Source organism: Kribbella sp. NPDC055071, assembly GCF_053608045.1.
This window is the reverse complement of record NZ_JBSGUS010000020.1, coordinates 68,628-90,242: the sequence shown is the minus strand read 5'-3', so window position 1 is coordinate 90,242 and position 21,615 is coordinate 68,628. Positions and strand designations below refer to the sequence as shown.

The 21,615-nt window shown below is 69.0% G+C and carries 14 protein-coding genes; 11 read left to right on the top strand and 3 right to left on the bottom strand.

The genetic code is table 11. The annotated features are described in order from the left end of the window. Positions 1-92: 92 nt before the first annotated feature. The 9 genes from ACWF4Z_RS29360 to ACWF4Z_RS29320 all read left to right on the top strand — a co-directional run bounded on the left by ACWF4Z_RS29360 (position 93) and on the right by ACWF4Z_RS29320 (position 11,588). Positions 93-659 carry a DUF4255 domain-containing protein gene (locus ACWF4Z_RS29360; protein WP_452246393.1) on the top strand — a complete coding sequence of 189 codons (567 nt, stop codon included), beginning with the start codon at positions 93-95 and terminating at the stop codon, positions 657-659. After that, positions 656-2,680: an ATP-binding protein gene (locus tag ACWF4Z_RS29355; RefSeq protein ID WP_452246392.1), complete on the top strand. Its 2,025-nt coding sequence runs from the start codon at positions 656-658 to the stop codon at positions 2,678-2,680. The genes ACWF4Z_RS29360 and ACWF4Z_RS29355 overlap by 4 nt, the downstream gene beginning before the upstream one ends. Next, a complete protein-coding gene (locus ACWF4Z_RS29350) occupies positions 2,680-5,811 on the top strand; it encodes a hypothetical protein (protein WP_452246391.1) in 3,132 nt (1,043 codons plus the stop codon). Before ACWF4Z_RS29355 ends, ACWF4Z_RS29350 begins: the two co-directional genes overlap by 1 nt. A 139-nt stretch (positions 5,812-5,950) precedes the next feature. Continuing rightward, positions 5,951-7,498 carry a phage tail sheath family protein gene (locus ACWF4Z_RS29345; protein WP_452246390.1) on the top strand — a complete coding sequence of 516 codons (1,548 nt, stop codon included), beginning with the start codon at positions 5,951-5,953 and terminating at the stop codon, positions 7,496-7,498. A 77-nt stretch (positions 7,499-7,575) separates the two neighbouring features. Then, positions 7,576-8,025, top strand: a complete 450-nt coding sequence (locus ACWF4Z_RS29340) for a phage tail protein (RefSeq protein WP_452246389.1) — start codon at positions 7,576-7,578, stop codon at positions 8,023-8,025. Beyond that, entirely contained in the window at positions 8,025-8,489 is a 465-nt protein-coding gene (locus ACWF4Z_RS29335; protein WP_452246388.1) for a hypothetical protein, read from the top strand. Before ACWF4Z_RS29340 ends, ACWF4Z_RS29335 begins: the two co-directional genes overlap by 1 nt. Continuing rightward, the gene (locus ACWF4Z_RS29330) at positions 8,435-8,647 is read left to right on the top strand and encodes a DUF6760 family protein (protein WP_452246387.1); all 213 of its coding nucleotides are present in this window, start codon (positions 8,435-8,437) and stop codon (positions 8,645-8,647) included. Before ACWF4Z_RS29335 ends, ACWF4Z_RS29330 begins: the two co-directional genes overlap by 55 nt. Before the next feature lie 2,381 nt (positions 8,648-11,028). Then, the gene (locus ACWF4Z_RS29325) at positions 11,029-11,151 is read left to right on the top strand and encodes a hypothetical protein (protein WP_452246386.1); all 123 of its coding nucleotides are present in this window, start codon (positions 11,029-11,031) and stop codon (positions 11,149-11,151) included. Continuing rightward, positions 11,151-11,588, top strand: coding sequence for a phage tail protein (locus ACWF4Z_RS29320; protein ID WP_452246385.1), 438 nt, complete (start codon positions 11,151-11,153; stop codon positions 11,586-11,588). Before ACWF4Z_RS29325 ends, ACWF4Z_RS29320 begins: the two co-directional genes overlap by 1 nt. Positions 11,589-11,663: 75 nt before the next feature. Here the strand turns inward: ACWF4Z_RS29320 and ACWF4Z_RS29315 are convergent, their stop codons facing one another. From ACWF4Z_RS29315 to ACWF4Z_RS29305, 3 genes are all read right to left on the bottom strand, one after another. Further along, positions 11,664-13,217, bottom strand: coding sequence for a DUF222 domain-containing protein (locus ACWF4Z_RS29315; protein ID WP_452246384.1), 1,554 nt, complete (start codon positions 13,215-13,217; stop codon positions 11,664-11,666). 209 nt (positions 13,218-13,426) lie between these two features. Next, the gene (locus tag ACWF4Z_RS29310) at positions 13,427-16,168 is read right to left on the bottom strand and encodes an ATP-binding protein (protein ID WP_452246383.1); all 2,742 of its coding nucleotides are present in this window, start codon (positions 16,166-16,168) and stop codon (positions 13,427-13,429) included. Next, entirely contained in the window at positions 16,165-18,900 is a 2,736-nt protein-coding gene (locus ACWF4Z_RS29305) for an ATP-binding protein (RefSeq protein ID WP_452246382.1), read from the bottom strand. The genes ACWF4Z_RS29310 and ACWF4Z_RS29305 overlap by 4 nt, the downstream gene beginning before the upstream one ends. Positions 18,901-19,071: 171 nt before the next feature. Here ACWF4Z_RS29305 and ACWF4Z_RS29300 point away from each other — a divergent pair, with 171 nt between their 5' ends. Continuing rightward, a complete protein-coding gene (locus tag ACWF4Z_RS29300; RefSeq protein ID WP_452246381.1) occupies positions 19,072-19,776 on the top strand; it encodes a CIS tube protein in 705 nt (234 codons plus the stop codon). Between the two features lies 1 nt (position 19,777). After that, positions 19,778-21,607 carry a VgrG-related protein gene (locus ACWF4Z_RS29295; RefSeq protein WP_452246380.1) on the top strand — a complete coding sequence of 610 codons (1,830 nt, stop codon included), beginning with the start codon at positions 19,778-19,780 and terminating at the stop codon, positions 21,605-21,607. The last annotated feature ends 8 nt before the right edge of the window (positions 21,608-21,615 follow it).

Genomic DNA, 21,615 nt, shown 5'->3' with positions numbered 1-21,615 from the left:
TGCGCAACCTGCCTCAACGGGCAACCCAAGGGGACCTTCGTACGGCGCTCGCGCACCTGCCCCTCACGTGGTCGCGAATCTACCGTGACAGCGTGATCTCCGAAGCCGACGCCGCCCTCGCCGCACTGCTGCGCCGCGAGCTGCTCGATTCCGCCCGGGTGCAGGTGGTGTTCGATCCGCCGACCAAGGAGTGGGCGGCCAAGCGGAACGGCCCGGCCGTCAACCTGTTCCTGTACGACATCCGGGAGGACACCCGGCGCCGGTCCAGCGGGCTGGTGCCGCGCTTCGGAGACAACGGCCGGGTCGTCGCCCGGCACACGCCGCCGCGGATCTTCCGGCTGTTCTACCTGCTCAGCGTCTGGGGGCAACGCGCCGAGGACGAGCACCGGTTGCTCGGCCAGTTGCTCGACACCTTGCTCGTGCACGACGTCGTACCGGCGGAATTGTTGCCGACGGCACCTTCTCCGATCGGGCTGGCCGTCGGCCTGCCGCCGGAGGACGACCGGTCGTTCGCCGACGTGTGGTCCGCGCTCGGCGGCGAGCTGCGGCCGTCGATCGACGTGGTGCTGTCGATACCGATCGAGGCCGGACGCCTGACCGCCGCCGGACCCGAGATCGTCGAGCCGCTCAAGGTCGACCTGTCGGACCTCACCCCGTGAACGCCGGGCTCGAGTACCTGCTGGCCCGGCTCGCCCTGGTCGAGGATCGAGTCGCGGGACTGATCGCCGTCCGACGACCTGGCGACGCCACGGCCGCGGATCCGTTTCGTGGGCTGCACCTCACGACGGCTGCCGTCGAAGGCCTGCTCGCCCCGGACCAGGCGAGCTTCGACGACTCGGAGTTGGTCCAGCGAGCGCAGGATCTGGACCGTCAGGCCGAGTCGCTCGAGGCGGACGGTGCGACGCTGCGGTTGCGGGAGGTGCAGCGCTCGTTCGAGTTGTCGGAGCTGGACGTGGAGATCCTGCTCGTCGCGATGGCGCCGGACCTGGATGCGCGGTTCGAGCAGCTGTACGGCTACCTGAACAACGACGTCTCACAGCGCCGGGCGACACCTCGGCTCGTGCTCGACCTCCTGGCGATCTCCGCCGCGGATCATGCCGCGCGCGCTCGGTTCAGCCCGAGCGGTCAGTTGGTCGCCGGGGGACTGATCGAGGTCGAGGCGGTGTCCCGGCCGTTCCTGACTCGGCCGCTGCGGGTCCCGGATCAGGTCACGGCCCATTTGCTCGGCGGTTCGTCCGGTGAGCCGGAGCTGGCCGACCTCGTGGTTCCGCCACCGACCCCGGTACACGGCGAGTTGGACGACCTCGGTGCGCGGCTCGTCCGGGCGCTGCGGCCGGGGCATCCGGCGTACCTGCGAGAGCGGCCCGGAAGTGCTGCTCGTGGGCTCGCCGCCGCCGCGCTGGCGAAGCTCGGTCTGGCCACGCTGGCGTTGAATCTCGAGCGGTTGCCCAAGGCAACGGATGCCCGGGCGATCGTCCGCACGGCGGCCCGGCAGGCCCGGTTGAGGTCGGCCGGGATTCTGGCCGGACCTGTTGATGCGGCCGAGCCGGCGGTGCTGGCTGCGCTGGCGATGGCGCCCGTACCGGTCGTGCTGGTCGGGACGCGGCACTGGGATCCGGAGTGGGCTCCCGTCGTACCGGCGTTGCTCGACGCGCCTGCGCTGACGGCGGCGCAACGTGCGGCGCTCTGGCGTACGGCGTTGCCGCCGGTGGCCGGTCTGGATCCTGACGCCGAGATGTCGTCGTTCCGGCTGGACGTCGACGGCATCCGGCGTGCGGCGGAGGCGGCGGGGGTGCAGGCCGCACTGGACGGCGTTCCCGTGTCCGGTGCGTTGTTGCGCGCCGGCGCGCGGTCGCAGAACGGCGCCGGGCTCGAGCGGCTGGCCCGACGCATTGTGCCCGCCGTCGACTGGGACGACCTGGTCCTGCCGGACGAGACGACCGAGCGGTTGGAGGAGCTCGCTGTCCGAGCCCGGTACCGCGAGCAGGTGATTCGCGGCTGGGGGATGCGACCCGGCGGCGGGCGTGGCTCCGGGGTCAGTGCACTGTTCACCGGCGAATCCGGTACGGGCAAGACCCTGTCGGCCGAGGTGATCGCGCACGAACTCGGAGTCGAGCTGTACGTCGTCGACCTCGCGACCGTTGTGGACAAGTACATCGGCGAGACCGAGAAGAACCTCGAACGGATCTTCACCGAGGCCGCCGGGGTCAACGGCGTACTGCTGTTCGACGAGGCCGACGCGATCTTCGGCAAGCGCTCCGAGGTCCAGGACGCACGGGACCGGTACGCGAACGTCGAAGTCTCCTACCTGCTGCAGCGGATGGAGAGTTTCGACGGCCTCGTCATCCTGACCACCAACCTCCGCGCCAACCTCGACGACGCCTTCGCCCGCCGGCTCGACCTGGTCGTGCACTTCCCCCAGCCGGACGCCGGGCAACGCGAACTGCTCTGGGATCGGTGCCTCGGACGATCGGTACCGCGCGGAGACCTCGACCTGGCCGAGCTGGCGCGCGACTTCGAGCTGGCCGGTGGCGACATCCGGTCCGCCGCGGTGACCGCCGCCTATTACGCCGCCGCCGGTGCTCGCGCCGTTCAGATGGACGACCTGCTGACCGCGATCGACCACGAGTACACCAAGCTCGGACGGTTGCCCCCGACAACTACTAGTGGAGCCCGCTGATGGACCGGTCGTACGCCGACGAGGACAAGGCCAGCGCGTCACCCCAACGCCTGGACTCCAGTCCTGACTCCGCCACGGACCTGCAGTCGCTTGCCGGTAACCAGGCGGTCAGCGACGCCATGGACAGCCGGGCCAAGGCGAATGCGATGCGGGCCGAGCTCGAGACCGACCACAAGCTGATCCTGGACAGCTACAACCGGCACGGCGCCGAGGTCGCCCGGCTGCAGCAGCTCGAGGACAACGACGAGATCACCGTGCAGGGGCTGGAGGACAAGAAGAAACTCGCCGCTCAGCAGGAGGAGCTCTGGAAGGCCTGGACGAAGGCCCAGGACGACCTCGAGCTGATCGACAACCCCGGCGCGACCAACCAGCAGCTGAACGAGATGATGGCCCGCCGCGGGGTGACCGGCGGGACCGGGTACGACGTGGACTTCCGCCCCGGCAGCACCAAGCTCGGGCCGAACGGCATCGTCTCCACCGACCCGAACTGGACCGGAACCGAGCTCAAGGACGGTACGGCGACCAGTCAGTCCAAGTCGACCACCAACACCATCGACACCTCCGGTTTCACGCGCAAGACCACCGACACCACGTCGACCGTGTCCGAGAACTCGTCCAGCACCTCGACGAAGACGAGCGGATTCTCACTCGGCGCGAACGGTCCCGAGAAGTCCTGGGGCGACAGCGAATCCACCACGACGCAGAACGGCCCGGACGGCGTGGCGGAGACCAATAGCCGATCGACCAGCAACAAGGTGGGCCTGAGCGGAATCAGCACGTCGACCGAGACCAGCCAGTCGATCGGCGACATGAAGACAACGAAGAAGGAGTCGGTCGGCGTCTCCCGTGGCGACGGCAAGGTGGGTGCGAACTACAGCAGCAGCACCGACATCAACGGCCGGTCCTCGGGTACGAACCTCAGCGCCGGGGCGATCGCCGGTGACGACGGCGTGGGCCAGTACGCGTCGGCAGGCAAGGACTTCTCCCAGGATCGCGGCGGCGGGGTCAAGACCGGTCAGTCCGCCGGCCTGGACGGCAAATGGGTCGTCAATGTGACCCAGGTCGAGGGCTCGGATCCGGTGCAGTACCAGATCACCATGACCATCAACCTGGGCGTCAAGCTCAGCGCCAACCGGACCGCCGAAGGTGCCCTGGGCAACGAGAACTCCGGGGTCAGCCGCAACAGCAGCATCTCCGCGCAGGCCTCCGGATCGGTGACCGGCACGTTCACGCACGTGTACAGCGCCGAGACCACGAAGAAGTACCTCGGCGCCTTGACCGCGGACGGTTCGGGCGGCGCGGAGAAGGAGCTCAAGGTCGTCTCGCTCGCGGCTCGCGGCAGTATGGACGAGGCGCAGAAGCTGCTGACCGGCGTACAGGCCGCGACGATGTCGCCCGAGGCGGCCGCGGCGATGACCGAAGGCGACGCTGCGTCGTTCGAGATCAGTGGTGATGCCGGTGGCAAGCTCGGCGCGGGCACGAAGTCCGGTGGGTTCGGCGCCGGGGTCGAGCTCGGCGGCAGCGTCGGGGAGAAGCTGAAACGGTCGGTTGCGGTCAAGAACGGCAAGGTCGTCATCACCGTCACCGCGTCGACCTCGGCCGGCAACACACTCGGCGGGAACGTGTCGATGGACGGAGCCGGCGGTGGGTACAGCCGAACCAGCACCGACAACGACAGCCAGTCGTTGACCTTCACCCTCGATCCCAAGGATCCGCAGTACGCGCAGAACTTCGCGCTGATCTCCGACCACACCACGATCGCGGGCCTGCGGTTCGTCGCCAAGGAGCACCCCAACCTGGTCACGTCCGACACCTCGACCACGGGGGAGGACCGCAGCAGTACGACGACCGCCACGGTCGCCGGCGTGTCACTCGGAATCAGCGACGTCAGCGGGTACGAGGAAACGAAGGCCACCGACGCGTCCGGCACCTCGCACCAGTACGTCGGCAAGGCCGGCGGGGGTGCGTCGGTCGACGTCGCCGGATTCAAGGGTGAGTACTCCGAGAAGAGCACAGTCACGACCACCACCGACCCGAACGGGAAGGCCGGCGGCGACCTGGCCACCGAGAAATCGGAGACCGACTTCTCCACGTCGGTGTCGAAGTTCGCCGACAACTTCGTGAAGAGCCCGATCGCGACGACGGTCGGACTCTTCACCGGCGGCAGCAAGGTCGCGCAGTCGAAGAAGGGCGTCGCCGGGATGCAGTTGTCCGACGGCGACTACGACACGATCTACGCCACCTCGCTGCTGCCGGTTCAGTGGAACAGGCCGGTCGCCGGATCCGAGTTCGGGGCGTGGCAGGGGCTCGGGGCAAGGATTGCCGACACCGGCAACGATCACGCCCGGATGGCACAACTCCTGGCCAGGTACGGCGACGACCACGACGGCGCGGTCGCCGCGTTGCAGGCGATCGTGCGGCACTACGACTCCACCCAGGGCGGCTCGCGCTACGACTGGCCGGGGGAGATGTCGGCCGAGAAGAGCTCGTTCACATCGCTCGTCGACGGCGATTCACTGAAGCCCGTTCTCGATCTCGAAGGCCAGGGCAAGAATCAGGCCGCGCTGGACAAGGCCACCGAGACGATGGGCAAGCTCGACAAACTCGCCGAAGCCCTGGTCGCCAAGAAGGACCAGTTCTCCGACGGCTCCGCGCTCGCCGACATGCAAGGGCGGCTCGGCAAACGGCGCAAGGATCTGGCGGCCCGCGTCTACGTCATCAATCAGCGGGTGAAGACGGCCGGCATCGACGCGATCCCGGTGTCCGGTCCGCCGACCGCCGAGGAGGCGGCCAAGATCGACATCGCCGCGCTGGCGGCGACGATGGTGCAGAACTACAAGCAGACCGCGGCCGGATTCGACGCCGAGCAGGGCCGGCAGTTCGGCATCATCCAGGCCGAGATCGCCAGCCGCGACGGGTTCTGGGGGATGAGCACAGCCAAGACGGCGACGGCGTTCAGCGACATCCGGATGAAGGTCTGGCCGCAGTGGAACACCCTTCTGCACGCGGCCGAAGAAGAGGCCCGCAAGGCGGGCGTCGATCCCAATCTGCTCGTTCCCCGCCCGGCGGTGCAGTGGGCCAACCTGCTGCACAAGGACGCGTTCGGCGTCGACCTGGGCGTGGCCTTCTGACCCGAGCGCGGCTGCACAGCCGGCTTGGTGCCCTTAGGTGCAGTGCTTCCTTCCCTTGGCCGCGTCCGGGCGGACGTACCGGTGCGGCGCCCGTACGACGACCCTTGATCCGAGACCAGTCCAGCTCGAAGGAGTGACCATGCCGACCTACCTGTCGCCCGGTGTCTACGTCGAGGAGGTGGAGGCCGGGCAGCGGCCGATCGAAGGCGTCGGCACCGCGGTCGCCGCGTTCGTCGGATTCGCCGAGAAAGGCCCCCTGAACACCCCGACCCTGATCACCAACTGGACGCAGTTCACCCAGACTTTCGGTGACTTCGTCGAGGGTTCGTACCTGGCCCACGCGGTGTTCGGGTACATCCAGAACGGCGGCTCGGCGGCGTACATCGTCCGCATCGGCGGCGCGGCCGACGAGGGCTCCGGCCCGAAGGAGCTGGTCGCGGGTCCGCCGCAGACCACGCTCGGCCACTACAAGGTGACCGCGATCGAGAGCCCCAACGGCAAGAACCCCGACGTCAGCGTCGAGGTCGCCGACAGCACCGCCGAGAACGCGCCCGAGGGCTCGATCAAGCTCACGATCCGGGCCAGCGGCCGGCAGCCCGAGGAGTACGACCCCGTCGTACCGGACCGTCGCGCCGACAAGGCCAGCAACGCCGCCACCGTCGTGAACGCGAAGTCAAAGCTCGTCAAGCTCGAGGAGCTGGCGCCGTCGGCCGCCCTCGAGCCCGTTGCCAAGGGCAAGAAGTCGCTGGTGACCCCGCCGGCCGTCGTGACCGGGGACGTCGGCGCGGCCGACTACGTCGGTGACGTCGCCGAGCGGACCGGGTTCTCCGGGCTGGAGGCGATCGACGACATCACGATCGTCGCCGTGCCGGACCTGATGAGCGCCTACCAGCGCGGCGCGATCGACCTGGAGACCGTGCACTCGGTGCAGCAGGCCGTCATCACGCACTGCGAGCTGATGGGCAACCGGATGGCCATCATCGACCCGCCGCCGGCGTTGAACGCGCAGCAGATCAAGGACTGGCGGCAGAACCAGGCCGGCTACGACTCCAAGTACGCCGCCTTGTACTGGCCCTGGGCCAAGACCTTCGACCCGCCGACCGGACGCAACATCATGGTGCCGCCGTCGGGGCACGCGGCCGGGATCTGGGCCCGCACCGACGAGTCGCGTGGTGTGCACAAGGCGCCGGCGAACGAGGTCGTCCGTGGCGCCATCGCGCTCGAGACCACGATCACCAAGGCCGAGCACGACATGCTGAACCCGATCGGCGTCAACGCGCTGCGCGCGTTCCCGGGCCGTGGCATCCGGATCTGGGGCGCGCGGACGATGTCGTCCGACCCGGCCTGGCGCTACGTGAACGTCCGGCGGCTGTTCAACTACATGGAGGAGTCGATCCTCAACGGCACCCAGTGGGTCGTCTTCGAGCCGAACGACGACGCGTTGTGGGCGCGCATCCGCCGTACCATCAGCGCCTTCCTCGTGAACGAGTGGCGCAAGGGCGCACTGTTCGGTCTCACCCCGGACGAGGCGTTCTTCGTCAAGTGCGACCGCGAGACCAACCCGGCCGAGGCGATCGACGCCGGCCAGGTCACCTGCCAGATCGGCATCGCGCCGGTGAAGCCGGCCGAGTTCGTCGTCTTCCAGCTGTCCCAGTTCTCCGGCGGCACCAGCCTGGTGAACGACTAAACCACCAAAAGCAAGAGCAAGAGCTACAAACCCCCTCGCTTCGCTCGGGGCGGGGGAAATAGCTTAAGGAGAATCTGATGCCGCTCGCCGACGCCATGGACATGGCGACCGCGTACTCGTTCAGCGTTTCGATCGACGGGGTCGAGGTCCCGTTCGTGATGGAGGTGGCCGGCCTCAAGGCCGAGGTCGACATGGTCACCTACCACGAGCAGGCCAAGGACGGGAAGTTCGTCGCCCGCCAGGTGATGGGCCGGACCAAGGTCGGCCAGTTCACCGTCACCCGTGGCCTGACCGACTCCAAGACCGTCACCGACTGGCTGAAGTCGGTCATGCAGGGCGACATCAAGGGCGCCCGGAAGACCGCCGAGGTGTGTATCTACACCTCCGACGGGCAGCCGCTGAAGCGGCTCAACTTCCGCAACTGCTGGATCAAGGACGTCGAGCTCGGCGGTGCGTTGAAGGCGGGCTCGACCGAGGCACTGACCGAGAAGTTCACCGTCTGCTGGGATGAGATGGAGTACGCCTGATGCGTCGCTCCCACGGTACGGCGCTCGTGGCGGACGCGGATCCCGGATCCGCGCCCGCCCCGGCGGCGCCGCCGGTCGCCGAGCCCGCGCCGGCGCTGCGGACCGAGTTCGACTTCGAGCTGCCCCGCGGGTATCTCGACGGCGACGGCGTACTGCACAAGACCGGCACGATGCGACTGGCGACCGCGCGGGACGAGCTGCTCCCGCTGTACGACGCCCGCGTCCAGGAGAACCCGGCCTTCACCACCGTCGTGCTGCTGGCCCGCGTGATCACGCGGCTCGGGGACCTGACCAGGATCGACGGCCAGGTGGTGGAGAACATGTTCGCCTCCGACGTCGCGTTCCTGCAGGACCTCTACCGCCGGATCAACTCCGAGGGCCACACCCGGGCCGCGGTCACCTGCCCGTCGTGCGAGCAGTCGTTCGCGGTCGACATCGCGGGTGGGCGCCTGGGGGAATCCTGACGTACGCGACCGCACGGTTGCACGAGGAGATCGCGTACGTCGCCTACCACTTCCACTGGCCCCTGGACGACATCCTCGACCTCGAGCACCCGACCCGCCAGCGTTTCGTCGCGGAGATCTCCAGCATCAACCGCCGAATCACCGAGGGAGACCGATGATCGGCACCCCACCTGCCACCCTCCAGCCACCCAGCGGCGACTGGATCTCTTCGTGGCGCTCACCCGCCCTGACCGGCGCCCTCACGCACCAGCTGGACGCCTCGGCTCCCACCGGCCTCCTCACCAACCTGGTCTCCACCGGCGCGCCCCAATCCCGAACCACAGACGCTCCCTTGGACCTCCGCCCGTACGGCCTCCCCACCGAAGCCGCCGGCCAGGACTCAGGCGCCACCGACGCGGCCCCGACCAACCCGCTCACCCGGATGGTCCGCTCCTCCCTCCGCAACGCCTTCACCCGCACCCCCTCACCCGCCACCGGCACCCCCGCGGCCCCGGCAGCAAACCCCGCCTCCTCCGCGCCGCCGTCCCCGGGCGCATCAACACTCGCATCCCCCTTCGAACCAACCTTCGCCCAGGCCCTAGCCTCAACCGGAGCCCTAGCCTCAACCGGAGTCCTAGCCTCAACCGCGTCCACCCTCACGGCCACCCCCGCACTTCCGGCCGGAGCCGCGTCAGCCCTCGCCTCATCCCCAGCAGCAGGAGCAACTCCCGCCCTCCCACTACTCTCGGCCGCAGCGGTGCCCAACCCCAGCGCAACCTCCTCGGCCGCATCACCACCAGGATCCTTGGCCCCGAGCACATCCTCAGCTGAAGGACCGGCCGCCGACCTCCCTCTGCTTTCGGCCGCAGCGGCGCTCAACCCCAGCGCAACCTCCTCGGCCGCATCACAATCAGTCGCGTCCGCCGCAGGCTCAACCCCAGCGGTGTCCGCCCCCGGCACAACCGCCTCGGGTGCATCACCACTAGCCGGGTCCACCGCCGGCGCAACCTCAGCCGAAGGAGCCGCCCGCACGCTCCAGTTGCTCTCGGCCGCAGCGGCGCCCAACCCCAGCGCAACCCCCTCGACCGCATCACCATCAGCCGCATCCGCTCCCGGCTCAACCCCAGCCGCATCCGCTCCCGGCGCGGCCGGCCCACTGCTCTCGGCCGCTGCGGCGCTCAGCTCCAGCGCAACCTCCACGGCCGCATCAGCACGAGCAGCATCCGCCCCCGGCTCAACCCCAGCCCCAGGAGCTGCCCCCGACCTCCCTCTGCTCTCGGCCGCGGCGGCGCTCAACCCCACCGCAACCCCCTCAGCCGCATCAGCACCTGCAGTACTCCCACTCGCCAGCTCCCCAACGGCCGGCGCGGATGCGGCCGGGCAGGCCGCGCTACCCCTCGCCGCTGCGGCCGAGAGCGGTACCCGACAGCTAGCGAGCCTGGCTGCAGAGGTCCCGACCCTCGGCGCAGGCGGCCCGGGAGCGGCTGCTGCGACCCTGGGCGGTTCGGGTTCGGCTGGTGCGGCGCTGGCCGGCTTAGGTGCCGCCGGTGCCGCCGGTGCCGCCGGTGCCGCCGGTGCCGCTGGCGGCTCGGCCGGCTTGGGTGGATCGGGTGGGTTGTTGTCGGGGTTGTTGCCATTGGCAACGGCTGCGGGCTTGGGAGGTAGTCAGGTGACTGCGCCCACCCCGGACGGGATCCGGCGTTCCCTGAGTGTGCCGACTCTTCAGGATGGGCTGACCACCGCGATCGCCCCCGCAGCAGCTCCGGACGTGTCAGAACTTCCAGTAGCCCAGTCCGCCGGTCCGGTGGCTCCGGCAGGGGCGCCTGCTGGTCTCTCCCGCCGCCGGGCCGGCTTAGGTGCCCCCCTGGCCGGCCTCCCGACCCCGGTCATCCCCACGGCAGCCGTCCCCACCCCGGCACTCCCACTTGCAAGCCTGCCGAGCAGCCTGGCAGCGGCAGCACCAGCCGCCGCAGCAGTTGGCAGCAGCAACCAACTGCTCGATGTGCCGCCAGTTGTCACCGGCGCCTTCAACGACCTGACGGCAGGCACCTCGGCGCCATCCGTTCCACTCTTGGGCGGCCGTGCGCTGAGCTCAGAGGTCAGCGAACTCCTCCCGCCAACCTCCTCCGCTCAACCGGCACCTGCCCAGCCGGTCACCTACCTCCCACCCCACGCCGTCGACACCTCCGGGCCAGGCTCCGGGTCCCCAGGCACCCAGGCACAACCCGCTGGACCCGCAGCACCGACGCCAACCCCGAACCTGCCGGGTGCCGCCCAAAGTCGCACCCTACCGACGATCGACGCCCCAGCGACCGGCCTGCCGTCCCTCCCGGTGGCCCGACAGTCAGCGCCGGACGCACCTGCACAGACCGGGGGACTGGTCTCCTCGACCGTCGTAGAGAGCATCTCGAGCAACTCCGCGGATTCAGGGTCGACGTCGGTTGCAATCCCATCCGCACCAGGAGTCGGCGCGGGCGACGCCAGTACAGGCGCTCACCCGGCAGCCGGCGCCCCGCACGGGGGAACACCTGCTGCGGCCGGAGGCACCCCAGGAGCAGCCATGTCGGCCGCCGACGTAGACGGCCTGGCTCGGCGGCTGTATGAGCCGATTGCTCGCCGGTTGCGGGCCGAGTTGGTCGTGGACCGGGATCGTACCGGCACCTTGATGGATCGGATGTGGTGATGAGTACTACCGAGCTGATGCCCGCGGTCGGGGTTCGTTTCATGGTGCAGGTGGACGAGGTCGATCTCGGCGCGTTCACCAGCTGCGAGGGCCTCGGGGTGGAGGTCGTCATCGAGCAACGCTCCGAGGGCGGCAACAACGGGTACGTCGTCCAGATCCCTTCCAGGCTGAAGTATCCGAACATCAAACTCACCCGCCCCCTCACCAAGGAGACCGAGCGAGTAGCCCGCTGGATCTCCGGCCTGGCTGCCGGCGTCAAACGCCGTACCGGTCAAATCACCGCCATGACCACCGACGGCACCGTCGTCGCCCGCTGGGGCCTGATCGACGTCGTCCCCGTCCGCTGGACCGGCCCGAGCTTCACCAAAGGCCCCGCCGACGTCCTCACCGAAACCATCGAGATCGCGCACCACGGCTTCATCGATACCGGCGCCTAGGACGGCGCCAATCGTGTCGTCAACCGATGGATGAGGCGTCCCAGCGGCGCAGTAACCAACTCTCTGAACAGTCACCTACGTGTGCCTCTCCACAGCGGGGCTGTTCGGTGTGTCTTTGGGGATCGGGTGGGTGCCGGTGGGATCGACTCGGAAGACGAACCCGTGAGGCGTCGTCCACTCGAGCGTCGTGGCGTCGATGCGGCGGACTCTCCAGCCGTGGGCATGGGTTTTGACCCGATGAGTGAAGCGTCCCAGCGGTATGAGGTTCTGGGTGTTGGTTTGGCCGGGTGGTCCTTGGGGGTTGTAGGGCTGGATGTGGTCGAGGTCCATCCTGTAGTTGGTCTCTCGGGTGCCGTAGGGGAACAGCTCGACGGGTTGGGTGAGTTTGATGCGTTCGCGGATGCGATCGGGGATTTCGTAGGCGTCGACGGTGATGCCGTCGTTGAGGTCGATGACGGGTTTGACGACGTACGGGCCGTGGCCGACCAGTTCGGCGAGCTGGGTGGCCAGGAGTGGGCCGATGCCCTCGGCGCGGAGGACTCCGGTGCCTCTGGCGAGGGTCGTATCGGTGAGGTGGACGTAGATTTCGGTCTTGCCTGGGCGTGGCCGTCCACCCGCGCGGTCGCGGGTGTAGGCGTCCTGCTTGATCTGTGCGAGTCGAGCGTGCAGAGCGCCCTGGGCGGCAGCGTCCACGAGTTCACCGCCGCCCTCATCTAGGTGCATGCTGCGGTCGAACGGCTCGATCGGGGTGGAGCGCGTGGTGTCGAGCGGGTGGGAGGGGTTCGTGGTGGTGGTTTCCGCCGCAGTAGCATCCGGGACGGTGGCCTCCGGGGTGCTGGCCGGCTGCAAGCGGTGCTCGCTGGCCTGGGCGAGGAGTTCTTGGGTGTAGCGAGGGTCGGCGATGATTCCGACGGCGTCGGCGCGGCGGTGTTGGACAGGGCGGGTGTCGCCGAACGTTTTGAGGGCGTCGGCGATGCTGTTGAGGGTGGCGTCGTGGCGGGTCGCGTTGCCGGCGGCGGTTTTGATGTAGATGGTTTTCGTGCCGTGCTCGTCGGACGGACCCACGAAGACTCCGCGTTCGCGGGCCTTCTCGTCGGCGTCTGCTTGGGCCTGGGCGGGGTCGGCGTGGCGCTGGGCGGCCTTGATGATCTTGTTGAGCCGGTAGGGGGTGATCGAGTCGATCAAGGGCGCGACCCGGCGGTCGACGTACCGAGCGGCTTCTTCGGACAGTCTCACGCAGTCGGTGACGATCAGGCGTGCCTTCCAGGGTGTTGCCTCACCAGCCTGGACACGGGCCCAGATGAACGGGAACCGGTACTGCAGCGCCAAGGCTTGCCCGATAAAGGTGGCCGCGACGCCGGGGGAGATGCCGAGGAGGACGCCGAATTCGGCGATCGCGAACTCGGCGATCTCCGGGCAGCCGTCGCCACCGAGCACGACGGCGCGTTCGCGGCCGTCGCAGGACCTGCGGCCGGGGCGGGTGGGACACGCGGAGGGGTGGTAGCGGGCGGCGTAGATCTGGGCTATCTGGAGGACGCGAGTGTCGGCGCGATTGGCCGCGGCGCGGTGTTCGACGGCCGACTCGAGGAGGTCGGTGGTCGATAGTGACATCAGGTCCGCGTCGAACATGTGTACGAATGTATGCCTTGATCCGTGATTCATCAACTCCGCGAGGGCTCAGAAGCCCTTGTCCACAAGGGGAAAGATCACACTCCAACCGTCCGGGAAACGAGTAAGCAGGTGTCCCGCAAGGCATCACGCTTGGATCGCACCCGCCATCAACCCAACGGATTGCCGAAGGCATCAGCGGTGCGGCTGGTCGGTGGGGAGTCCGGCGCCTAAGGGTCCTGCAAGAGCTCGGCAGTCAGGTGTTCAGGCGGTTCGCGGCGGGCTTCGGCCGCGAGTTGCGCCGCCTCGGGGCCGAGGGCAGCGAAGCTCCGCGTCCAGGCGGCGGCCTGGTCGCGGACCTCGTCGCTCATGTACAGCGGAGCCCCGATCTCCTCACGTTGGTATTCGCAGATCGCAAGCAACCGCACGGCGAGCTCATGGTCACCTTCCGCGCTGGCGATGCACGCGAGCTGGCCGAAGCAGTCCAGGATCCCGGTGGAGTAGCCGATCGTGCGGGCGGTCCGCAACGCGCGCAGTACGCCGGTGCGCGCCTCAGCGAGGTTCCCGGCCTGCAGGTCGAGGATGCTGAGGTTGCCGATGGCCATCACCAACCCCTGTTCGTCGTTGATCCGCTCCCAGACCTCGTACGCCTCCTCGAAGAACCCGCGCGCCTCGGCCGGATACCCCAGCTGCCGCAGTGCCATCCCGAGACAATTCAGGCACGCACCGAGTACGACGCCCATCGACAGCTCACGAGTGAGCACCTCGGCCTCGTGCCCGTACTGCAAGGCGGCGTACTGATCGTCGAGCGCCAGACTGGTCAACGTCAGCCCTTGTGACGCAATCGCCAGCCCACGTTTGTCACCGAGCGACCGGTAGATCTGCGCGCTCTCCACACCGATCTCGTACGCCTCGGCATACTGGCCGGACATGCGCGTCTGGGCCGACAGACCGGCCAGCGCGGCGGCTCGCTCCATGGTGGGTTCGGTGAGCCCGGCCAGCGAGGCCTTCAGCCACACCGCGGCCTGTCCCATCAACCCGCGGAAGCGGAAATGCCACGACAGCGGTGCGACGATCTTGCTGACCTGCGCCGGATCGTTGCCCTCGGCAAGACACCAGTCGATGGCGGCGATCAGGTTCGGTTCCTCCAGCCGCAACCGCTGACCGGTCTCCTGCTGATGCAACGCCAATCGTTGATCCAGGGTGGCCGCATGCTGGCTGTACTTGGCCAGCTCAACACACCAAGCCACATGGCGATTGCGTACGACGGCCTCCTCGCCGGCCGCCTGTAATTGCTCCAGCCCGTACTCGCGAACCGTCTCCAACAGGCTGAACCGCTCATCAGCCGCCATCGTGACCAAACCACGGTCAACCAGCACCGCCAGCAGGTCCGCCACCCCATCGGTCTCGATCTCGTCACCCACCAGCACCTGCTCGGCGGCATCCAGCGTGCACCCACCGGCGAACACGGCCAACCGGCGCAACGCCGTCCGCACCGGCGAATCGAGTAGCTCGTGACTCCAGTCCAGCGCCGCGCGCAGACTCGTGTGCCGGGTCCCGGAATCTCGGAAGCCACGGATCAGCAACCGGAGCCGGTTGTCGATCCGGGCCGCCAACTGCTCGACCGACAACGTACGAGTCAGACCGGCGGCCAACTCGATGCCGAGGGGGAGTCGATCGACCGCCGCGCAGATCTGCTCGACCGCGGGCCCGGGCGAGGCGCCGCTGCGGTCACAGAACAGCTCGACCGCGGCCGCGGCGGGCAGCGATCCGAGCCTGCGAAGCTGCTCGTCGGATAGACCCAGCGGACGTTGAGAAGTGCTGACAATCGACAGGTCGACCGCCTTGAACCGCAGGGCGTCGATCACCGGGACGACCTCGTCGACAAGATGTTCGGCGTTGTCGACGACGAGCAACGCGCCGGTCAGCAGGTCGGCAGAGTGCCCGAGCGAGTCGCCACCGCCGTCGGCCCCGACTGCCGAGGCGAGCGCCGCGACCAGGCTGTCACCTCGACGCAGCGGCGCCAGATCCAGCCACGCCACGAACCGCCCTTGCTCAGCCGCCTGCGCGGCAACCTCGCGGGCAAGCCGGGTCTTACCGACACCAGGCCCGCCGAGCAAGGTGATCAAACTCGGCTGCCCCAGATCACGGAGCAACGCGGTCCGTTCGCGACCACGGCCGACGAAGCTCTTAGGTGCCGTGGGCAACGGAATGCGTGGTGTCGGCGGACGGATCCCGCGCAGGTCGTCCTCGAGCGCAACGGTCTCCGGCGTCGGGTCGATCCCCAATTCGTCCGCGAGCCGGGTCCGCAACGCCCGCAGCCGGTCGAGGGCATCGGCTTGGCGACCCGCACGCGCCAGTGCGGTCGCCGACAATCCGATCAGCCGTTCGTGCAGTGGATGGATGGCAATGAGTCGCTCGAGCTCCGGACCGACCGCGCGACCAAGAGCGAGACCGGCGTCGGCCCACGCCAGCTGGAGTTCGAGCTGCAGGGACTCGAGGCGCCGGCGCTCGGCAGCGACGTACGGAACGGCGGTCAGGTCGCTCAGTGGCTCCCCACGCCAGAGCTCGATCGCTGCACCGGTCGTCGTGAACACCCGCGCGTGGTCGCCAGTACGTCGTACGGCGTCGACCGTGGTCAACGCTCGTTCGGCCGCCATCAGATCCACCGGCTCGGCCCGCAGGCTGAAGCCGGCCGCGGTACGACGCAGCGCCGTCGCGTGCCCGCCGAGGGCCCCGCGCAACCGGGAGGCGAGCACCCGCAACCGGGCCGTCGGACGAGCCGCGTCCTCATCACCCCAGAGATCGCGGATCAAGATGTCATCGGCAACGGCCTCGCCCCGGGCCAGCGCCAGCCGGACCGCCAGGGCACGGGCCAGTGGTTGCCGAATCGTCAGCGTCTCCTGGGCAGCCGACATCACCTCGGACGGTCCGAGGACATGCACCTCCAGGTGCGTCGGCCGGCCACTCAACTGGAGAGGATCTCTGCGGCGAGGGAGTCCGGGGACTGGTGCCGGGCGAGCTCGGCCAGACGGTCGGCGTCCATGCCCAATGCCGCGTGACACCGGTCCCACGCGGTGGCGAGGGCTTCGAGCTCGTCTCTGAGGTAGATCGGGCTACCCATCTCTTCGCGCTGGTGCCGTACGACGGCGATCAGGCGGACCGCGCGTTCGTAGTTGCCCTCGACCGCCTCGACGGTGGAGAGCAGGGAGAACCCGTCCAGCATGCCGATCTGCTCGCCGATAGCGCGCGCCGTCCGCACGCAGAACAGCGCCTGGCGCCGCCCCTCGACAGCGTCGCCGGTCTGGACCGCCACCACGCCCAGGTTGTTGGCCGCGATCACCTGGCCTTCGTCGTCCCGGATCGACCCCCAGATCTCGAACGCCTCCTGGAACATCCGCTTCGCCTGCGCCGGGTATCCGAGCATCCGCAGTGCCAGCCCACCACAGTTCAGGGCGGCGCCGAGGGTGGTGTACCGCTTCAGTCCCCGCGCGAGTGTCTCGGCCTGGTGGGCGTAGTCCAGGGTTGCGTACTCGTCGTCGAGGGACAGGCTCGTCAGTGCAAGGCTCTGGTTCGCACGGGCCAGCCCGGTATCGTTGCCCAGCGATCGGTAGATGTCGCGGCACTCGAGCCCGGCCTGGAGCGCATCGGTGAACCGGCCGCTTTTGCGGCTCTGCGCCTCGAAGGCCCAGAGGGCGATCGCGCGCTGGGGTGATCCGGCCGGCAGGACTGCCAGCGACGCCCGCAGCCATCCGCGGGCCCGCACCATCAGACCGCGGAATCCCCAGTGCCACGACAGCGGAGCGACGATGTCACTGACCCGGCCCGGGTCGTTCGCGCCATGCAGGAGCCAGTCGATCGCGGCCAGCAGGTTGGCTTCCTCCAGGCGGATCCGGCGCGCGACCGCGGGCTCGCCGTCGACGAGGCGCTGGTCGGGTGCTCCGGCCGGTCCCGCGGACGTCGCCAGCTCCACGCACCAGTCCGAGTGCCGCCGTCGTACGACGTCTTCCTCGCCGGCTGCCTGGAGTCGTTCGAGCGCGTACTCGCGAACCGTCTCGAGCAACCCGAAGCGCCCTTCGTCCAGGGTGACCAAGCAACGATCGACGAGTTCGGAGAGGACAGCAGCGACCTCGTCGGCCTCGATGCCGTCACCGGCCAGCACGAAGACGGCCGCGTCGGGAGTGCAGCCGCCGGCGAACACCGAGAGTCGTCGCAGCGCCGTCTGCAGCCGCGGTTCGAGCAGCTCGTGACTCCAGTCCAGCGCGGACCGCAGACTGATATGCCTGGTCCCGGCGTCCCGCAGACCGCGGACCAGCAACCGCAGGCGGTGGTCGATCCGATCAGCGAGCTGATCGACGGACAGCGTCCGGGTAAGACCTGCCGCCAACTCGATGCCGAGTGGAAGCCGGTCGACCGCGGCGCAGATCCGCTCCACGGCCGGACCGGGTTCGGCGCCGCTGCGATCGCAGAAGAGTTGTCCGGCGGCCGCGGCGGTGAGCGGTCCGATCCGCTCGACCCTTTCGTCGGACAGCCGGAGTGCGCGCTGCGAGGTGACCAGGATCGACAAATCGGTCGCCTTGAAACGCAAGGTCTCGACCATCGGCGCGATCTCGTCGACCAGGTGCTCAGCGTTGTCCAGGACCAGTAGCGCACCGGTGAGCAGCTCCGCAGAGTGACCGATCGACCGATCACCGGTGGCGCCTACCACGCCGGCGAGAGCGGTCACCACGTCGTCGCCCGGACGCAGCGGCGCCAGGTCCAGCCAGGCGACCGCCCGTCCGCTGTCGGACGTCCGACCGGCGAGCTCCCGCGCCAGCCGGGTCTTGCCCGCACCCGGTCCGCCCAGCAGCGTGGTCAGACCAGGCTCGCGGATCTCCGCCAGCAGAACTGTCTGCTCCTGTTGACGGCCCACGAACGTTTTCGCTGCCATCGGCAACGGCATCCGGGAGGTCGCCGATCGCCCGCTCCGCAGGTCGTCCTCGAGGGCGACCATCTCCGGTGTCGGGTCGATCCCGAGCTCATCCGCGAGCCTGAGCCGTAGGTCGCGCAGCCGTTCCATCGCCTCGGCGTGCCGGCCGTTCCGGGCCAAAGCCCGCGCGGACAACCCGACCAGGCGTTCGTGCAGCGGATGCATCCGGACCAGTCGCTCCAGCTCCGGTCCGACCGGCTGCCCGAGAGCCAACCCAGACTGTGCCCAGACCAGCTGGAGTTCCAGCCGGAGGGACTCGAGCCGCTGGCGTTCCGCCGCGACGAACGGGACGCCCTCGAGGTCGGCGAGCGGATCGCCGAGCCAGAGCGCGATCGCACCCGTGGCCGTGCTGAACAGCCTGGCCTGATCGCCACTGCGTCGGATCGCCTCGACGGTACTGAGCGCGTGCTCGGCGGCGTCCAGGTCCGCGGGCACTGCCTGCAGGCTGAAACCGGCCGCCGTACGACGCAGCGCCGGGGCATGCTCGCCGAGCGCGCCACGCAGCCGCGACGCGAGAACGCGCAGCCGGCCGCCGGGTCGGGCCGCGTCGTCGTCGCCCCACAGGTCGCGAATCAAGATGTCGTCGGCAACGGCCCGCCCCCGCGCCAGCGCGAGCCGGACCGCCAGCGCCCGGGCGAGCGGCTGGCGCAGTGGAACGGCCGCGCGGGCAGGCGTGAGCAGCTCGGCGGGGCCGAGGACATGGATGGTCAGGAGCGGGTGCTCCGTCGCTCTCACCCCCAGAGGAGAACGCGGGTACGACGAATCCTAGATGGCCTGCCCTTTCGGGAACCCGGGAGGTCCCTCGGTGCGGCGCTGGTGCACCTGCCCGGCGGCGTCCGCCGTACCTAGCCTCGACAGCAAGGTCCGGAAGGAGAGCCGGCCGGTGACAAAGGGATGGTGCGTGCGGTGACGCGTGGGAATCTGGCCAAGGCCTATCTGGAGATCCACGAGGCGATGCCGAACAAGGGGGCCGGCGCCAGCCTCGGGTCGACCAAGGGCACGATCGCGTTCCAGTTCAATCCGAACGAGCTGACCGTCAAGAAGGCCGCCAACTGGAAGAGCGAACCGGCTCGCGGTTCGAAGAAGGCGGCACCGCCGGAGTTCCAGGGCCCGGAGCCCGGCAAGCTCAGCCTGGAGATGTTCTTCGACGCCACCGACAGCATGGACGACTCGGTCGTGAAGGCGGTCAAGTCACTCTTCGAGTGCTGCGTCCCGACCGACAGCAGCGTGGGCAAGAACAAGCCGGTCCCGCCGCTGGTCGTCTTCCACTGGGGTTCGCTCGACTTCTTCCCGAGCTTCATCACCTCCGTCAGCGCGAAGTACACCCTGTTCACCCCGGAAGGTACGCCGGTCCGCGCGACCTGCACCGTGGAGCTGCAGGAGATGCCCTCGCTGACGGCCAAGCAGAACCCGACCTCCGGCAGCCTCACCGCGCGCCGGACCCATGTCCTGCTGGAGGGGGAGACGCTGGCCGCCGTCGCGTACGCCGAGTACGGCGACCCCGCTCTGTGGCGACAGCTTGCCGAGGCCAACGACATCGACGACCCGCAGCGCCTGACGCCGGGCCGCTCGGTCCTGCTGCCGTCCGCCGACGAACTGCTGGTGGGCTGACATGGCCTCCCCGAACATCACCAGCACCCTTGGCATCAGCGTCGACGGCGCCACCCTCCCCGAGGACGTCATGGCGCTCGTCGCCGGAGTCTGGGTCGATGACAACCTGCACCTGCCCGACATGTTCACGCTGCGCTTCCGCGATCCGGACCGGCTGGTGCTGTCGAAGTCGAGGATCACCATCGGCAGCAAGATCAAGCTGGTGGCGCACGCGCAGGAGGAGAGCGCGCCGCTGGACCTGATGACCGGCGAGGTGACAGCTCTCGAGGTCGAGGTCGACGGTGCGGGCACGTTCACGATCGTGCGCGGGTACGACGCCGCCCACCGGTTGCTCCGGGGCACCCGGGCCGAGACCTACCTGCAGGGGACGTACAGCGACATCGTCAAGAAGGTTGCCTCCCGCAATGGTCTGGCGATCGGAACGATCGACGCCACCAACACCGTGTACGACCTGGTCAGCCAACCCAACCAGACCGACTGGGACTTCCTCCGCGGCCTGGCCGACCGGGTCGGCTACCACCTCGGCGTGGAGAACGGAAAGCTGAACTTCACCAAGCCGGTGCAGGCCTCGACCGCGCCGGGCGGAACCGACGGTGCCCAGCCGCAGATCCTCGAGCTCGGCTCGGATCTGCTCCGCCTCAGGTCGACGGTCACCGCGGCCGGACAGGTGCCCAACGTCGAGGTGCACGGCTGGGACGACAGCGCCCAGCGGGCCATCGTGGCCAAGGCGCCGGTCGCGACCAGCAGCGCGCAGATCGGCGTTCAGCCGCTGGACCTCGCGAACAAGTTCGGCGCGGCCGGGTGGATCGTCACCCACGTTCCGCACCGGACGTCGGCGACCGCCGAAGCCGCGGCCAAGGCGTTGGCCGAGCGGGTCGCCGGCACGTTCGCCGAAGTGGAGGGAGTCTGCCGTGGTAACCCGAACCTGCACGCGGGCACAGCCATTGCCCTCAACAACCTTGGGGCGCCGTTCGACGGGAAGTACACGCTGTCCCGGGTGCGGCACGTCTTCGACAACGACAGCGGCTACACCACAGCCATCGCGGTCACCGGACAACAGGACCGTTCGATGCTCGGTGTGTCCGCGGCCGCCGGCACACCGCGGCAGGACATCGCGACCGGAGTGGTGACCGACGTCAGCGACCCGACCGCGCTCGGCCGGGTCAAGGTCAAGCTGCCCTGGATGCGCGACGACTTCGGCACGGCCTGGTCCCGGGTCCTGCAGCCCGGTGCGGGCAAGGACCGTGGCTCGATGGTGCTGCCCGAGGTCGGCGACGAGGTCCTGGTCGCCTTCGAGCACGGCGACATCGACGCGCCGTTCGTCCTCGGTGGTTTGTACAGCACGTCCGTCAAGCCGTACGCCGGCCAGAGCGCCACGGTGAGTGGCAGCGGGCAGGTCGACCGACGGGCGTTGGTCGGCCGGACCGGGCACTCGCTGGAGTTGCTGGAGGGCGCTGCGAAGAACGGGATCTGGCTGCAGACCGGGGACGGCAAGCTCAAGGTCTCGATGGACGGCACCCGCGCGCCGGTGATCACCGTGCACAGCGACGGCCGGGTCGTGGTCGATGCCAAGGACGGCGTCGCCATCGACGCCGGCAGGGGCGGGGTGAAGATCACCGGCGGCCAGAAGATCGAGCTGACCGCCAAGACCGGCATCTCGCTCGACGGCGGTGCGGGCGACATCAAGGTGAAGGGCATGAACGTGGACCTGCAGGGCAGCGGGCAGGCGACGCTGTCGGGTGCCACGGTCGGTGTCAAGGGGCAGGCGGCGACCGAGATCACCGGTGGCGCGATGTGCTCGATCTCGGCCCAACTCGTCAAGATCAACTGAGGGGGAGC

What these genes read in the sequence shown, in the direction of transcription:
- ACWF4Z_RS29350 (WP_452246391.1), top strand. Translation starts at nt 2,680, where the DNA reads ATGGACCGGTCGTACGCCGACGAGGACAAGGCCAGCGCGTCACCCCAA.
- ACWF4Z_RS29345 (WP_452246390.1), top strand. Translation starts at nt 5,951, where the DNA reads ATGCCGACCTACCTGTCGCCCGGTGTCTACGTCGAGGAGGTGGAGGCC.
- ACWF4Z_RS29340 (WP_452246389.1), top strand. Translation starts at nt 7,576, where the DNA reads ATGCCGCTCGCCGACGCCATGGACATGGCGACCGCGTACTCGTTCAGC.
- ACWF4Z_RS29335 (WP_452246388.1), top strand. Translation starts at nt 8,025, where the DNA reads ATGCGTCGCTCCCACGGTACGGCGCTCGTGGCGGACGCGGATCCCGGA.
- ACWF4Z_RS29325 (WP_452246386.1), top strand. Translation starts at nt 11,029, where the DNA reads ATGTCGGCCGCCGACGTAGACGGCCTGGCTCGGCGGCTGTATGAGCCG.
- ACWF4Z_RS29320 (WP_452246385.1), top strand. Translation starts at nt 11,151, where the DNA reads ATGAGTACTACCGAGCTGATGCCCGCGGTCGGGGTTCGTTTCATGGTG.
- ACWF4Z_RS29315 (WP_452246384.1), bottom strand. Translation starts at nt 13,217, where the DNA reads ATGTTCGACGCGGACCTGATGTCACTATCGACCACCGACCTCCTCGAG.
- ACWF4Z_RS29295 (WP_452246380.1), top strand. Translation starts at nt 19,778, where the DNA reads ATGGCCTCCCCGAACATCACCAGCACCCTTGGCATCAGCGTCGACGGC.